The organism is Stenotrophomonas sp. INTA L402-1, from assembly GCF_059295135.1.
Window position 1 is genome coordinate 18254 of record NZ_JCAFWP010000045.1, and the last position, 12199, is coordinate 30452.

Sequence of the window (12199 nt, forward strand, 5' to 3'; positions counted from 1 at the left end):
GCCCTCACGCCAGCGGTAGGCGGTCCTGCGCGTGGGATAACCTGTCATGCAGGTCGCGCACGTGCTCGGCCTTGGCATGCACCCGGGTGGTATCGCCGAAACTGCGTAGATAAGCGCAGGCTGCGAAGCCGGCGCTCTTCTTTTCGTACTCGGCAATCCAGGCCAATCGATCCGGATTGTTGGCCTGTTCGGATGACCACGCGGCCACTGGCGGGCGGATGCGGTACTTCAGGCCGACGCGCCACGGCTTCGGTGTCAGTCGCGCACGGAAGCAATGCTGCAGCCGGCACATGCGCGCGTACAGGGTATCGGTGCCAAGTGCCTTGAAGAATGCCTGCAGCTGCTCGTCCTCCGGGGAGAACGTGGCATGCATCGCCAGTACACGCAGTCCCGCAGGCGTCCGGTAGGCGCGCAGATGCCAGTCGGGGTGTTGTTCGCTGAAGGCTTCCACGCGTCGCAGCGCCAACCCCTCGGCGCCCCCGGCGGCGGCCAGCCGCTGCCTGCGGCGCATCAGCAATGCCGCATTGACCAGAACCACCGCCGCCACGCCCAGCACCAGTCCCACCAGCCAATGCCACAGCAGCGTGCCGGTGACGGCGCCGGCAAGCAGCACGACCGCCGCAACGATGGCCGGCATCACGCAACCTGCCGGTGGTTGCGCATGGTCGATGTCGGCGAACAGTACGTCCGGGCTGTTGAGGCACAGTGCGCCATAGCTGTTGCGGGTGATGATGACGTCGCCGTCGCGCAGCACGATCTGCTCGCGGATCGGTACCCCTTCCACGCCGTAATTGCTGCGTACTTCGCGGCGTGGCAGTGCCTGCCCGGCAAGGATGGCATTGAGCGCTTCGTTGGCACGGCGGTCGGCATGTCCCTGGGCCTCGGCAGGGCCCTCATCGGACCAGCCGAAGCGGCGCACGACCACCGGCCGGCCGCGGAAACGAGCCTGCAGGCGGGCTTCGGCCCAGTACGCGGGAACGATCATCATCGTGCGGTGCTCCATCTTCCGTGGCAGGTGCCAAAGCGAGTCTGGCACAGCGCCGGGGTGCCCGCATCCGCCTGCTGCGGTTGGCCGTGCGGAGTGATAGATTGCGCGCTTCGCATGCACTCCACCAAGGACGGAGCGATGTCCATGATATTGCGCGGCCTGTTGGCCCTGGCCTGTGCCGGGGCGATGGGCGTGGCCACGGCGGCAGTTCCGGCGGGGCCGCAGATCCTCACCGAGGATGTCAGTCGTTTCTACGCGCTTTACGATAGTGCCGGCGGTAAACCCAGCATTGCGCAGCTGCGTGGATACATGGCCGAAGGTTCGACGGGCCTGGCGGAGCTGGCCAAGGCGCGTCGGGTCACTCCCGAACGGATGGCCGAGTCCATTGCCAGCCAGCCCGAGCTGTATGCGCAGGGGCGAAGCTGCCTGGCCGAGCTGCCGGCGGTCAAGCAGCGCCTGGTACAGGTGTTCGCCAACCTGCAGGCGATCTACCCGCAGACCCGGTTCCCGCCGGTGACCATCGCCGTCGGCCGTGGCCGGCCTGTGGGGCTGACCTCGAAAAGCGGCGTGATCATCGGCCTGGAAGCGCTGTGCGCAGCCGATTTCATGAATCCCAAAGTGCAGGACCGCTTCGTGCACGTGATCGCACACGAGTACGTGCACATCCAGCAGACCGGCCTGAGCGACTTCGAACCGGGAGATCCGCGCGCGACCGTGCTGCGCGTGTCGCTGGGCGAAGGCATCGCCGAGTTCATCACCGAACTGATTTCCGGCAACGTCGGCAATGGGCGCCACGCGGCGTGGACGCGCGGCCGGGAAGTGCATATCGAAAGCGCGTTCGCGCTGGATCTGGACAGCACCGATCTGTCGCCGTGGCTGTACAACTACAAGCCGGGCTCGCAGGAGCCCTATGACCTGGGTTACTGGGTGGGCTACCGCATCGCCAAGGCCTATTACCTGCAGGCCAAGGACAAGCGGGGCGCGGTGCGCGCGCTGATCCAGCAGGACAACCCGAAGGCGATCCTGGCCGCCAGCGGCTGGACGCCGGGTATGTGGATGCCGGCGAAAGTCACGGGTGTGGCGGCGCGTACGGCTGCACGCTGAGCACAGGGTGGGGCGTTAGACTGCTGAAGATGATTTCTGGAGTACCCGCATGCGTGGACCTGTTGAGCTTGCCACTGCCACTGTCGTGACGTTGGGCCTCGCGTTGGCTTCTCCGCTGGGCGCCGCTGAGGCCGTCGCAGTCAACCCGCTACTGCAGACGCCCATCGACCAGCTACGCCCCGACGAAGTGCGCTTCATGCAGCAGCGCCTGGCCGATTGGCCGGAGCTGCAACGCTATCGTGATGCCAATGCGCACCTACCTGATGCGGTGCCCGGCCAGCCGCGCGTGGTGTTCTTCGGTGACTCCATCACCGAGGGCTGGGGCAGGGAGGGCAGTGCCGGTTTCTTCCCCGGCAAGGGCTGGCTCAACCGCGGCATCAGCGGCCAGACCACGGCGCAGATGCTGGTGCGTTTCCCGCAGGACGTACTGGCACTGAAGCCACAGGTGGTGGTGATCCTGGCCGGCACCAACGACATTGCAGGCAACACTGGCCCATCCACGCAGGCGATGATCGAAGACAACCTGCACGCGATGGTGAACCTTGCCCGTGCACATGGCATCGCCGTAGTACTGGCATCAGTGCTGCCGGTCAGCGATTACCCGTGGCTGCCGGGCACAGCACCTGCGCCCAAGGTGCGTGCATTGAACACGGCGTTGAAGCGCTATGCCGATGCACAGCAGCTGGTCTATCTGGACTACTACACGCCGATGGCCAATGCGATCGGCGGACTGGACCCGCAGCTCGCCGAGGATGGCGTGCATCCTACGGCGAAGGGCTATGCGGTGATGGCGCCGCTTGCCGAGGCGGCGGTCAAGCGCGCGCTGCAGCAGAAGTAGCTCCGCCGGGCAGGCTTGCCAGCAGCCACTCACAGAAGCTGATCACCAGCGGATCGGCCGCGCTGTCCTCGTGCACCAGCCAGCTCCAGCGCGGGCCGCGCACGCGTGCATCATCCAATGGTTGCAGCAGGCCTTGTTCGCAGGCTCGGGCTGCCAGCAGCTCGCTGACCAATGCGATACCCAGCCCTTGGCACGCGGCATCCAGCAACTGCCCGGGCTCGGAGAAATTCATTCCCTCGCGGCGCTGGCCGACATCGGCGCCACCCTGCACCTGCCATTGGCTCCAGTCCATCTCGCGCTCGCCATGCAGGGTGAGGCGTTCGTGCGCCGGTGTGGCGAGCAGGGCCGGATGGCAGGCCGGATAGAGGCGGTCCTGCAGCAGCACGCGATGCTGGCACTGCGCCTGTGAGTCGAGGTCATCACGCACCGCCACGTCCAGCGTCTGCGTGGTCATGTCTGGTGCTTCCTCGCTGGTCAGCAGCCATAGGTCGGCGTCGGGATGCAGGCGGTGGAACCCGGCCAGGCGTGGTACCAGCCAATGGCGGGCGAAGGCCGGGCTGGTGTTGACGATCAGTTGATTGGGCTTGCGGTACTGATCGAGCCGGCGGATGCCGCTGGCCAGCTGCCGCAGCAGCGCCTGCGTTGTTTCCAGCAGGTCGATGCCGGCATCGGTGAGGGTGACGCTGCGGCCCTGCCGGAAGAACAACGGCTGCTGCAGCGACGCTTCCAGGCCCCGGATCTGCTGGCTGATGGCCGACTGGGTCAGGTGCAGTTCCTCCGCCGCACGGTGGAAACTGCCCAGCCGGGCGGCAGCCTCGAAACCCCGCAGGGCGTTCAGCGGTGGCCAGTGCTTGAGCATTTCAGATAAGTAAAACTGTTCAGTTGATGGCTGAATCTATCGTTTGTTCTTATGTGTCGGCAAGCGCAGCATAGCGCCCATCCCACACCGGCCATGGAGCCTGTCATGAGCAACCGTCGTCACTTCCTCACCCAGCTGGCGGGCGCCGCCGGCCTTGGCGGCCTGGCTGCTCTGGGCCTGGCCGGGCTGCCGGGTCGCGTGGCTGCAGCAGGGCCAGGTGCGGGGACTTGGCGCATGCCGGACGAGCACGGCCCACAGGAACGCGTGTTCCTTGCCTTCGCCGCGCAGCCGCGGGTGTGGGGCGCGCAAGCCGATGCGGTGAACACCGCCGTGGCGCGGCTGGCCCGTATCATCGCCCGCCACCAGCCGGTCAGCGTGCTGTGCCGCCCGGCGCAGTTGAAGCAGGCGCAGGATCGCTGTGGCCGCGACAACATCGAGTTCCTTGAGGTGCCGCTGGATGACATCTGGGTGCGCGACTATGGTGGGTGCTTCGTCACCAATGACAAGGGCGGCCTGGGCCTGGTCGACCTCAACTTCAACGGCTGGGGTGGCAAGCAGAGCGCGCGCAACGATGGCGCGGTGGCGCCGTGGCTGGCACAGGTGACCGGTGCGACGCTGCTGGAAAGCGATCTGGTGGGCGAGGGCGGTGGCATCGAAGTCGATGGCCATGGCACGGCCATCCTCACCGAAAGCTGCTGGGTCAACCGCAACCGCAATCCGGACTGGTCGCGCGCGGATATCGAGGCCGAGCTGAAGCATCACCTGGGCCTGCGCAAGGTGATCTGGCTGCCCGGCATCGCCGGCAAGGACATCACCGATGCGCACGTGGACTTCTATGCGCGTTTCGTGCGGCCGGGCGTGGTGATCGCCAACCTGGACAACGATCCGGAGTCCTACGATTACGACCTGACCCGCGAGCATCTGCGGATCCTGCGCGGGGCCACCGATGCCGATGGCCGTCGCCTGCAGGTGCATACGCTGCCGCCGCCGCTGGACGGGCGCGATAACGTGCATACCCGCGACAACGATGATCTTGCGATGGGCTACATCAACTACCTGCCGATCAACGGCGCAGTGGTCGCGCCGCAGTTCGGAGACGACGAAGCCGATGGATTCTGCCGCGAACTACTGGAAGACATGTATCCCGGCCGCGTGATCGAGCAGGTGGATATCGATGCCATCGCGGGCGGCGGTGGCGGCATCCATTGCGTGACCAAGAACATGCCGAAGGTGGGCTGACGCGCCTCAGGCGTCGTCCTGCTTCAACGCCGCATCGGCAGCCAGCAGCGCCTCGGCGGCCGCACTGAGCGGCGGCGACGGCGGGGCGACCACGCCGATCGCTTCCATCATCTTCGGCATGCCCAGGAACTGCCGTGCGCGGCGGTCGTAGATGCCGGTGACCAGCAGCGCACGGGTGGCGATCTTCTGCTCGGGCCCGATCAGTACGCGTTGCTCCATGATGCCGCGCGAACCGACCCAGCCGACCAGCCGCGTTTCCAGGGTGAAGCGCTGGAATGGCTTGAGTTCGCGGCGGAACTGGATGGTGCCGGCACCGACGATCGGTGCCCACTTCTCGCGCAGCGCCACCCGGCCCAGGCCCATGCGCAGGATCAGATCCAGCCGGCCCAGGTCGAAGATGTTCCAGTACCGGCCGTTGGTCATGTGCAGGTTGCTGTCCAGGTCATTGGGCAGTACCCGGAACTGCAGCCGCGAGACCCCGAATGGGGCCTCCAGCTTCGGCCGGAACAGGCTGCACAGCAGCAGGTGGAGCAGGCGGAACCAGAGATTCATGGTTATGACGACTGTTATAGAATCGCCGGTACGCTAATCTATGACGACTGTCCTGGCAAGGAGCCTGCCGTGAGCCCGCGACCCTCTGATGCGCCTCAACGCGTGATTGATGCTGCGGCACAGATGCTGGCGCGCGTGGGTCTCAATGCCACCAGCATCCGTGAGGTGACCAAGCTGGCTGAGGCGCCGCTGGGTTCCACCTATCACCACTTTCCCGGCGGCAAGCAGGAGCTGCTGGCGCGTGCCACCCATATGGCCGGCGACAAGGTCGAAGCGTTGCTGGTGGAGCTGCTGAAGGGCGGGGCGGTGCAGGGCCTGCAGCAGTTCCTGGCAATGTGGCGCGAGCGCCTGCTGCGCTCCGGGTTCCGCGCTGGCTGCCCGGTGCTGGCCGCTGCGGTGGAGGAGCCGGTTGACGCGGTGCACAGCCAGCCGCGCGCGGCAGCTGCAAAGGTATTCGCGCGCTGGCAGGGCCATCTGGCCGCAGCGTTCGTCGCCGACGGACACGATCCGGCCGCCGCAGGTGGGCTGGCCAGTCTGGTGATTGCCAGCGTGGAAGGTGCGGTGGCGATGTGCCGCGCACTGCAGGACATCGCCCCGTTCGACCAGGTGGCCGCGCAGTTGCTGAAGGCCGCCGCGCGGCCTTGATCCGGCGGCACGGTCGCGGGAGACTCGGTGCGGGCCCTGACTGGACGCCGCCATGGACGAATCGCACTGCCGCCACCTGATTGAGCACTACCTGCAGGCTTACAACCGCTTCGACATCGACGCCATGCTGGCGGTGCTGGCGCATAACGTGCGATTCGAGAACCACAGCGGCAGCCAGCTGACGATGGTCACCGAAGGCATCGATGCCTTCGGCGAACTGGCACGGCAATCGGCGCCGCTGTTCCGCGAGCGCGAGCAGCGGTTGCTCGAGTTGACCTTCGAGGATGGCATGGCGCTGGCCAGGATCGGCTGGCGTGGCGTGTTCGCGCAGGACATTCCCGATGGTCCCAGTGCGGGCACGGAACTGGCCCTGCAGGGACGCAGCGAGTTCGCTTTTGAGGACGGTCGCATCGTGCGGATCATCGACCGCAGCTGAGGATCGATGGCATAGGTCCGCCGTCTGGACAGCGGACCTGCCCGCGGTAGAATCCGCCCATCACCACCTACGCGTGCCCGGCAAGGATGTCCGCATGCTGCATCAGGCTCTTGAGCCCCCATGCTCCACGAGCTGTAGCGGCGCATGTGGATGGCCGAGCCCAGTTTTTCGTTCCTGGCCTACCCTGCGCTATGATCCGCGCCAAGGCCAAGGTATGTGGCCGGCTGTCAACCACCACTGACGAGGAAGAGCGCATGGATGTCGCTGCACACCGCAACAGGACGTTGTTTCGTTGGACCATGATGGTGCTGCTGGCGGTGTTGTTGCCGTTTGCAGCACTGGCGCAGCCCGCAGCCGGGCAGGCCGATGTCACCGAAAATGCCGCCACCACCGCTACGGAAGAGGCGCAATGCCGCGCCTGTACTTATGAGCGCATTGGGCCCAAGGTCGATATCGGCCTGGTGGCCCTGATTTCGCTGCTGGTGGTGGGCCTGTTGGTGGCGGTATCCCGCGAATGGGGTACCACCTCGCAGCGCTGGACCTGCCGCACGCTGGCCCTGCTGCTGGTGGGCATCGGCCTAGCGTTGCTGTGGTGGGCTGGCAGCATCGTCTACCTGGGCTACAACCCGTGGCAGGAAATGGCTGCCCCCGTCGATGGCTCGCTCACATCGACACTGCTCAATACCTCACCGAAGTGGCTGGCGGCGATGGTGCTGATCGGCTTCGCGCCTTCCATCTGGAAACGCAGCGAGCGCCTGCCGGCGTGGCGCATCAGCTGACATTGAAACGGCGGCGCTGGATCACACCCGGCGCCGCGTGCGGTCATCAGTCAAAGCGCAAACGCACACCAGCGTAGATGCCACGGCCTTCGCCCGGTGTCGAGCGGGCGACATCCTTGCCGGCATCGTTGTAGCCCGGCGTGACCGTGGCGGCGTAGTGGCGGTTGCCGATGTTGCGCATCTCCGCCCAGGCCTGCCAGCGGCCACCGGGTGCGTCGTAGCCGATGCGGCTGCCGAAGATCACATGGCTGTCGGCCCAGTAGCTGTTGGCGTAGTCGACGGCGATGCGCGAGGCGTATTCGGTATTGAGCGCAGCGTACAGGCCGGATGCGTGATCGAAGCGCAGCTCGGCCTGGTAGGCGTGGCGCGGCAGGCCGGGCAGGCGGTTGCTGCCGAAACGCGCATCGTGGCGATAGCGGAGGTCGCTGAAGGTGTACGCCTGACGCAGCGACAGGCGGCCCGGTGCAGCCTGCCACAGGGTGCTGTCCAATCCGGCTTCGATGCCGCGGTGCACGGTGGGGCTGGCGTTGTTCTCGGCGATGAACAGGTTCGGCACCGGCTGCAGCTCGACGCTCAGCAGTTCGTGGTTCACGTGTGCGTAGTAACCGGTCAGTTCCCAGCGGCCCAGCGCCGCGTCACCGCGCGCGCCCAGTTCCAGCGTGGTGGCGGTCTGGTTCTGCATCGGTACCGGCGCGCGCTGGCGGCCGGTGGACGGGCCATTGCCCGGCCCGAAGTACTGGTTGGAGCCCCAGATCATCGACCACGGGTGCGGTGCTTCCACCGAGCGGCTTAGGTTGCCGAACCACTGGGTCTGGGCGCTGTGCTGCCACGTGAAGCCCAGTCGGGGCGCGTAGTCCCAGTCGTGGTCGCGCAGGCGGCCGCCGCTGCTCGGCCAGGTCACCTGCACATCGCGGCGGGTGTTGATCAGTGCCAGCCCGGTCTGCATGCGCAGGCGGTCGTTGAAGGCCAGGGTGTTGCTGACGTGCAGCGTGCTGTCTGTGCCGTGGTGGCGGAAATCACGCGTGCGCGTGCCGGCGGCATAGCCGTTGCTGGCAAAGCGCAGCGACTCGCGCACATCGGCGTCCAGATCGTGGGTGACGCGCAGGCCGACCGTGGTTTCGCTGTCCAGGCCGAACAGCCGGTGGCGGCGGCGATAGTCCAGCGTGGCATTGAGGTTGGCGTAGTCCAGCTGCTGGCGGTACAGGCTCTCGTTCAAGTCCATCGGGTACGTGTGATAGACCAGCCCGGCCTGCAGCGAGGAATCCTCATCGATCTGCAGCGTGGTGACGTTGCCCACCCAAGTGCTGCCCGGCTGCGGGCGACGCGCATCGATAGCCAGGTTGGCCGCATTCGCGGCACGTGGGTCGTTGCGGATCTGATCGCGGGTCAGGCGACCGGGCGTTTCGTGATTGGTCTCGCGATAGCGCACGAAGAAGCGCGTCTGCAGATCGGGCGTGATCTGCCAGCCGATGTTGGCCATCGCGCCCTTGCCGTCGCCGCGCGCATGGCGCTGGTAACCGTCGAATTCGGTATCGGTGTAGGCCAGGAAGTAGTCGACATCACCACTGACGCCGCCCCAGCTGATGCCGCGCTTCTGGTAGCCACGGCTGCCGGCTTCGTAGTGCAGCTGTACGCCCGCCGAATCACGACCGCTGCGGCTGACGTAGTCGATGGCACCGCCCAGCGCCAGCGCGCCGCGCTCGAAGCCGTTGGCGCCGCGCAGGACTTCCACGCGCGACAGCCACAGCGGTTCCAGCAGCTCGTAGGGCGTGCCGCCTGGGCCGGTCAGTGGCAGACCGTCGATCGACACCGCAATGCCCGAGGCGTGCGCGCCCGGGCCACGGTTGATGCCCGAGCCACGGATCGAGATCTTGGTGCCCTCGTTGCCCGGCGACTGCGCGCTGATGCCTGGCTGGTAGGCCAGCACATCGGCGCTGCTGGACAAGCGGCTGTCGGCCTTGGCCACGTCGATGACGTTGCTGGCGCCTGGTACGCGCTTCAGCGCCTCGCGCGCCTGGGCGCTGGCATCGGCGGCAGCGGTGACCTGCACCGCATCCAGCGTGGTGGCCTGCGGGGCCGCGGCGGCGGTGGAGGAAAGGCCGAGGGAAACGGCCAGGAACAGCAGCGAGGGAGTGGGGCGGTACGGCGAGAGCGACATGCGGAAATGCTGTAAACCACGAAAGTGGCGCGCAAGTTAACAGGTCGGCGGCGTCACGTCACCCATCGGCGGCGTATGGCCGCCCGCGCTCCTTGTAGAGTCGAGCTTGCTCGACTGTCTTTCGCTTTCTGTAGAGTCGAGCCTTGCTCGACTGCCTCTGTGTCCCGGAGTCGAGCACGGCTCGACTCTACAGAGCCGGCTTCGCCAGAGCCTTGGCCTTTGCATACAGCCGATCGGCCGCTTCCTTCTCACCCAGCGCCGCATGGCATTCCGCCAGGCTGTCCCAGGCATTTGCCGAATCCGGATACAGCTCGGTGTTGAGCGTGAACACCTTCACTGCCTTGCGCGCCCCGAGGCTCTCGCGGATCGCGTAACCATCGGCATTGATCGCGCGTTCCAATTCACTGGCAGCAACCTTGTTGCTGTCGCGCAGCCAGCGATGCACTGCTTCGGCCGAGCCGGCGCTGTCATCCAGCGCATACGCGATCAGTCGCTCGGACAACACCGTATGTGGGAACTCCTCCGGCGCGGCCACCGCCATCGTGCTCTCCACCAGCGTGCTCGACCAGACATTGCGGGCGCCGCCGTTGGTCAGGTACACGAACACCCAGTAGCCGTTGGCCAGCGTGCCCTTGTAGGCCAGCCGCGCACGTACACGGGTGCCGCCATCGTGGCCGACCTGGGTGTAGCCGTCGCTGCGAGTGGTGTCCCAACCGGTGGAGAAGAAATTGCTGCCGCCGCCGCTCAGCTTCTGCGGCTGCCAGAGCGTTTCCAGCGTGGACGTGCGCAGCAGCTTGCCGGTCGCCAGCGCCTGCAGGAATCGGTTCATGTCGCCCACGGTGGTCTGCAGGTCGGCGTGGCCCCAACCGTAGTTCGGCCAGGGGTCTTCATTGGCCGGCTGCAGTTGGCCGTCCTTGCCGATGTAAGGCACCGCCGCGCGCGTGGCTGGCACGCTGGTGACGCCCCATGAGGTGCTGGTCATCTTCAGCGGTTGCAGGATGCGTTCGCGCGCGATGGCCGGGTAGGGCTTGCCGTAATGCGCTTCCAGCAAGGCGGTCAGCACCAGGTAGTTGGCCTGGGTGTACTGCACGCGGCTGCCGGTGACGAACTGCATCGGTGTCGCGCCGGCCACCTTCAGCGCTGCTGCAAGGTCCGGCGCCACTCCGGTGTAGCCCTTGCTCACCCAGCGGTTGTCCACCCGGTCGTAATACTCGCCGATACCCGAGCTGTGGTTGAGGAAATCGCGTACGTGAATCGCCTGCCATGCCGTCGGTAGGTCCGGAACATAACGGCTGGCCGGTGCGTCCAGATCCACCTTGCCCTGGTCGACCAGCTGCATCACCAGTGTGCTGGTCAGCAGCTTGGCCATGGACTGCGCGGCGAAGATGGTATCGACGGTGGCCGGTGCATGCGTGGCCGGGTCGCGCTCGCCGCTGGCGCCCTGGTAGAGCACTTGGCCATTGTGTGCGACCAGTACCGCCTGGCCGGCGATGCCGTAGCGCTCGCGGTTGCTCTGCAGTTGGGCGTCGAGCCGGGAAGAGAGGCTGGTAGGGACGTCACGCGCCGAGGCGGGCAGGGCGATGGCCAGGGCACAGAGCAATGCGGCAGCAAGGGTGCGGTACATCGCGGTGATCCGTCAGCGGTGATGGCGCATGTTGGTCACGGCGGGAGAGCGGGTCAAGCGGGGCTGGCGGCAATGTGAATGAATGAATTTCCAATGGTCTGTCGTAAACAGCTCTTAGAATCTGATGAAGCACCAGATATAAGAGCGCCTCAGTCCACGCCGACGAAACAGTCCAAGATGGGAGGGACAATGGAAGATGATGAAGATTTCGCGCTCTTCATCGAGAGCTTCGGTGAGGCAACTGAACACGATCCGGTGCCAGAGACCGCGTTCTCCAAGTGGGCGGGCATCTTGCCTGAATCGCTCTTGAGCTATTGGCGTCGGGATGGATGGGCGAACTATGGCAATGGACGGCTGTGGACGGTGAATCCCGAGGACTACGAAGGCCTGATGCACATGTGGTTGTCTGGTACGCCATTTCCCCTGATCGATACCTACCATGTGTTTGCCAGAAGCGGGTTTGGACGGCTCTACCTGTGCGGCGAAGCATCAGGCGCTGGCGTGAGCATCGATCCGATCCGCAGTGAAGTATTTGCTCTTCAGAACTGTTTGAGACCCAAGTCTCTCGCACGGCAGGAGGGTGGCATCAAGGCATTCTTCGCTTGCGCGGAGCTTGACGACTTTGATCTGATGGATGGGGCCGAAGAGCTGCCTTTCGACAGGGTTGTGAGCACTTGCGGGCACTTGATGGCGGATGAGATGTATGGCTTTGAGCCAGCGCTGGTTTGCGGCGGCGAAGTAGCCATTGGCAATCTGCGCAGGTTCAAGCTTCAGCCGCACCTGCACATGCTGAGGGAGTTCGCCGCGCCTGCGTTTCCACGCTATGCGAACAATGTGAAACCGCTGACCCGGAAGTGATCCGAAGGACCCAATCATGTAGAGCCGAGCCCATGCTTGGCTGCCTTCCCTGGAAGCATTGAGCCGAGCATGGCTCGGCTCTACAGGTGCCTTCCGGTAGCTGTCTCTTATACACATCT

12 protein-coding genes are annotated in these 12199 nt (G+C 65.7%); 7 read left to right on the top strand and 5 right to left on the bottom strand.

From position 1 onward, the window contains the following. Nucleotides 1–4: 4 nt before the first annotated feature. Complete coding sequence (locus tag AC5O77_RS19280; protein ID WP_478056888.1) at nucleotides 5–988, bottom strand: hypothetical protein; 984 nt, start codon at nucleotides 986–988, stop codon at nucleotides 5–7. Nucleotides 989–1126: 138 nt separating this feature from the next. Between AC5O77_RS19280 and AC5O77_RS19285 the strand changes: the two genes are divergently transcribed. Then, a complete protein-coding gene (locus tag AC5O77_RS19285; protein ID WP_478056887.1) occupies nucleotides 1127–2092 on the top strand; it encodes a DUF2268 domain-containing putative Zn-dependent protease in 966 nt (321 codons plus the stop codon). Between the two features lie 49 nt (nucleotides 2093–2141). Beyond that, nucleotides 2142–2930 carry an SGNH/GDSL hydrolase family protein gene (locus AC5O77_RS19290; protein WP_478056886.1) on the top strand — a complete coding sequence of 263 codons (789 nt, stop codon included), beginning with the start codon at nucleotides 2142–2144 and terminating at the stop codon, nucleotides 2928–2930. On the opposite strand, the gene AC5O77_RS19295 is transcribed toward AC5O77_RS19290, so the two are convergent. After that, on the bottom strand, nucleotides 2905–3789 hold the full coding sequence (locus AC5O77_RS19295) for a LysR family transcriptional regulator (protein ID WP_478056885.1): 885 nt from the start codon (nucleotides 3787–3789) through the stop codon (nucleotides 2905–2907). The genes AC5O77_RS19290 and AC5O77_RS19295 overlap by 26 nt on opposite strands. A gap of 105 nt (nucleotides 3790–3894) precedes the next feature. Between AC5O77_RS19295 and AC5O77_RS19300 the strand changes: the two genes are divergently transcribed. After that, on the top strand, nucleotides 3895–5028 hold the full coding sequence (locus AC5O77_RS19300) for an agmatine deiminase family protein (RefSeq protein ID WP_478056884.1): 1134 nt from the start codon (nucleotides 3895–3897) through the stop codon (nucleotides 5026–5028). A 6-nt stretch (nucleotides 5029–5034) separates the two neighbouring features. On the opposite strand, the gene AC5O77_RS19305 is transcribed toward AC5O77_RS19300, so the two are convergent. Continuing rightward, the gene (locus tag AC5O77_RS19305) at nucleotides 5035–5580 is read right to left on the bottom strand and encodes a thioesterase family protein (RefSeq protein WP_049397600.1); all 546 of its coding nucleotides are present in this window, start codon (nucleotides 5578–5580) and stop codon (nucleotides 5035–5037) included. Nucleotides 5581–5649: 69 nt separating this feature from the next. Between AC5O77_RS19305 and AC5O77_RS19310 the strand changes: the two genes are divergently transcribed. From AC5O77_RS19310 to AC5O77_RS19320, 3 genes are all read left to right on the top strand, one after another. Beyond that, nucleotides 5650–6225: a TetR/AcrR family transcriptional regulator gene (locus AC5O77_RS19310; protein WP_478056883.1), complete on the top strand. Its 576-nt coding sequence runs from the start codon at nucleotides 5650–5652 to the stop codon at nucleotides 6223–6225. A gap of 52 nt (nucleotides 6226–6277) precedes the next feature. Continuing rightward, nucleotides 6278–6661 (top strand): nuclear transport factor 2 family protein, encoded by a 384-nt coding sequence (locus tag AC5O77_RS19315; RefSeq protein WP_049463189.1) that lies wholly within the window; start codon nucleotides 6278–6280, stop codon nucleotides 6659–6661. Between the two features lie 254 nt (nucleotides 6662–6915). After that, the gene (locus AC5O77_RS19320; protein ID WP_478056882.1) at nucleotides 6916–7440 is read left to right on the top strand and encodes a hypothetical protein; all 525 of its coding nucleotides are present in this window, start codon (nucleotides 6916–6918) and stop codon (nucleotides 7438–7440) included. Between the two features lie 46 nt (nucleotides 7441–7486). Here the strand turns inward: AC5O77_RS19320 and AC5O77_RS19325 are convergent, their stop codons facing one another. After that, the gene (locus AC5O77_RS19325) at nucleotides 7487–9598 is read right to left on the bottom strand and encodes a TonB-dependent receptor family protein (RefSeq protein ID WP_478056881.1); all 2112 of its coding nucleotides are present in this window, start codon (nucleotides 9596–9598) and stop codon (nucleotides 7487–7489) included. Nucleotides 9599–9785: 187 nt separating this feature from the next. Next, nucleotides 9786–11222 carry a serine hydrolase domain-containing protein gene (locus AC5O77_RS19330; RefSeq protein ID WP_478056880.1) on the bottom strand — a complete coding sequence of 479 codons (1437 nt, stop codon included), beginning with the start codon at nucleotides 11220–11222 and terminating at the stop codon, nucleotides 9786–9788. Nucleotides 11223–11411: 189 nt separating this feature from the next. On the opposite strand from AC5O77_RS19330, the gene AC5O77_RS19335 reads away from it, so the two are divergent. After that, on the top strand, nucleotides 11412–12080 hold the full coding sequence (locus tag AC5O77_RS19335; RefSeq protein WP_478056879.1) for a GAD-like domain-containing protein: 669 nt from the start codon (nucleotides 11412–11414) through the stop codon (nucleotides 12078–12080). Nucleotides 12081–12199: the final 119 nt, after the last annotated feature.

Excerpts from the sequence above, each read along its gene's own strand:
- AC5O77_RS19330 (WP_478056880.1), bottom strand. The coding sequence starts at position 11,222 with ATGTACCGCACCCTTGCTGCCGCATTGCTCTGTGCCCTGGCCATCGCC.
- AC5O77_RS19290 (WP_478056886.1), top strand. The coding sequence starts at position 2,142 with ATGCGTGGACCTGTTGAGCTTGCCACTGCCACTGTCGTGACGTTGGGC.
- AC5O77_RS19305 (WP_049397600.1), bottom strand. The coding sequence starts at position 5,580 with ATGAATCTCTGGTTCCGCCTGCTCCACCTGCTGCTGTGCAGCCTGTTC.
- AC5O77_RS19300 (WP_478056884.1), top strand. The coding sequence starts at position 3,895 with ATGAGCAACCGTCGTCACTTCCTCACCCAGCTGGCGGGCGCCGCCGGC.
- AC5O77_RS19315 (WP_049463189.1), top strand. The coding sequence starts at position 6,278 with ATGGACGAATCGCACTGCCGCCACCTGATTGAGCACTACCTGCAGGCT.
- AC5O77_RS19295 (WP_478056885.1), bottom strand. The coding sequence starts at position 3,789 with ATGCTCAAGCACTGGCCACCGCTGAACGCCCTGCGGGGTTTCGAGGCT.
- AC5O77_RS19335 (WP_478056879.1), top strand. The coding sequence starts at position 11,412 with ATGGAAGATGATGAAGATTTCGCGCTCTTCATCGAGAGCTTCGGTGAG.
- AC5O77_RS19325 (WP_478056881.1), bottom strand. The coding sequence starts at position 9,598 with ATGTCGCTCTCGCCGTACCGCCCCACTCCCTCGCTGCTGTTCCTGGCC.
- AC5O77_RS19320 (WP_478056882.1), top strand. The coding sequence starts at position 6,916 with ATGGATGTCGCTGCACACCGCAACAGGACGTTGTTTCGTTGGACCATG.
- AC5O77_RS19285 (WP_478056887.1), top strand. The coding sequence starts at position 1,127 with ATGTCCATGATATTGCGCGGCCTGTTGGCCCTGGCCTGTGCCGGGGCG.
- AC5O77_RS19280 (WP_478056888.1), bottom strand. The coding sequence starts at position 988 with ATGATGATCGTTCCCGCGTACTGGGCCGAAGCCCGCCTGCAGGCTCGT.